Origin of the sequence: Pseudomonas meliae, from assembly GCF_001400515.1 — a bacterium.
GTDB classification, from domain to species: domain Bacteria; phylum Pseudomonadota; class Gammaproteobacteria; order Pseudomonadales; family Pseudomonadaceae; genus Aquipseudomonas; species Aquipseudomonas amygdali.
Genome location: NZ_LJQT01000066.1, coordinates 4,010 through 5,489, shown reverse-complemented (window position 1 = coordinate 5,489; position 1,480 = coordinate 4,010). Strand labels below are relative to the sequence as shown.

Below are 1,480 nucleotides of genomic sequence, written 5' to 3'. Positions count from 1 at the left end.
CTTGATCGGAGAATCCTTTGGTGTGTAGGGCCGTGCAAACAGTGTGTGTAGTCTTTGAAAAATAGGGGTGCCCTTGACGCGCCGACGCGCCTAAAATACCGGTCTGATTTTTCGAGTCCCGGGCGGGACGCTTGAGGCACATTTTCAATGTCAGTCATTACCCCCACGTCATCCAGCACTGCGCCCGATCACCGCGCGCAGTTTCTTGGCCTGCTGGACACCAGCCTTTCACAGAACTCGTTGATCAAGCTGGTGCTGGCCAAATACGTGGGCAGCGAGGCCGAATTACAGCGGGTCATCATTAAACCGCTGACCGTCAAGGAACAGCCATGCCTTACCTTTGTGTATCGCTACAAGACCCGCGATATCACCAAAAATTTTCCGTTTGCAGAAGCGGTGGGCGCTATTGCCAGCCTGATACCTGAATCGTTCAAGAACGCGCACCTGCTGTCGCTGACCGACGAGGTGCAGCTGGAGTTCAGCAAGAAGGGCAAGAGCACGCTGTTCAAAAGCAAGGCTCAGCAGGAGCGTGAAGCTCCTTCGGCCGGGCATGATCGTGAGAAAAAGCGCTATCTGGAGCTGAGCCGCCCGTTCCTGGCCGACTTGGGTGTCACCAATCGGCAGCATGAACTGATCCCTGCGATGTCGCGCAAGTGGAAGCAGATCAACAAGTTCATCGAAGTGTTTTCCCATGCCTTGAGTTCATCGCCACTCAAGCTAGATCAGCCGATCAAGGTGGCAGACTTCGGCTCAGGCAAGGGCTACCTGACCTTCGCGATCCATGACTACCTGTGCAATACCTTGCAGGCGCAAGGGCAGGTGACCGGTGTCGAGCTGTGTGAGGACATGGTCACCTTGTGCAACAACGCTGCGGCGGGTCTTGAACACCCCGGCCTGACGTTCCAGCACGGCGATGTGCGTACTGTCGCGCCCAGCGCGCTGGATGTGATGATCGCGCTGCATGCCTGTGACATCGCAACCGACTACGCCATTCATATGGGCATTCGTTCCGGCGCCTCGATCATCATGTGCTCGCCGTGCTGCCACAAACAGATTCGCCTGCAGATCCAGAGCCCGGCCTTGCTGAAACCGATGTTGCAATACGGCCTGCATATGGGCCAGCAGGCAGAAATGGTCACGGACAGCCTGCGTGCCTTGTTGCTGGAAGCGTGCGGTTACGAAACCAAGGTCTTTGAGTTCATCTCTCTGGAGCACACCAACAAGAACAAGATGATACTGGCGGTCAAGCGCGCCGAACCGGTCAACCCGGACCTGTTGATCGCGCGTATCCAGGAGCTGAAGACGTTTTACGGCATCAGCGAGCAGTGCTTTGAAACGCTGCTGAGGGCGGACGGCTTCATCGGCTGAAACAGCCACCCTGCACACGTAGACCGAAGAGTCTTCGACCAACGGTCTGCTATCAGGCTGCTTCATTGCGCCAGGTCAATGGTTGTGCCTCGCACACGGCGGATGCTTGGGC

General features: G+C 56.8%; 1 protein-coding gene. It reads left to right on the top strand.

Annotated features, from left to right (window positions below; genetic code table 11):
• The first annotated feature begins 147 nt into the window (after window positions 1-147).
• A complete protein-coding gene (locus ALO64_RS02920) occupies window positions 148-1,368 on the top strand; it encodes a class I SAM-dependent methyltransferase (RefSeq protein WP_044345495.1) in 1,221 nt (406 codons plus the stop codon).
• The last annotated feature ends 112 nt before the right edge of the window (window positions 1,369-1,480 follow it).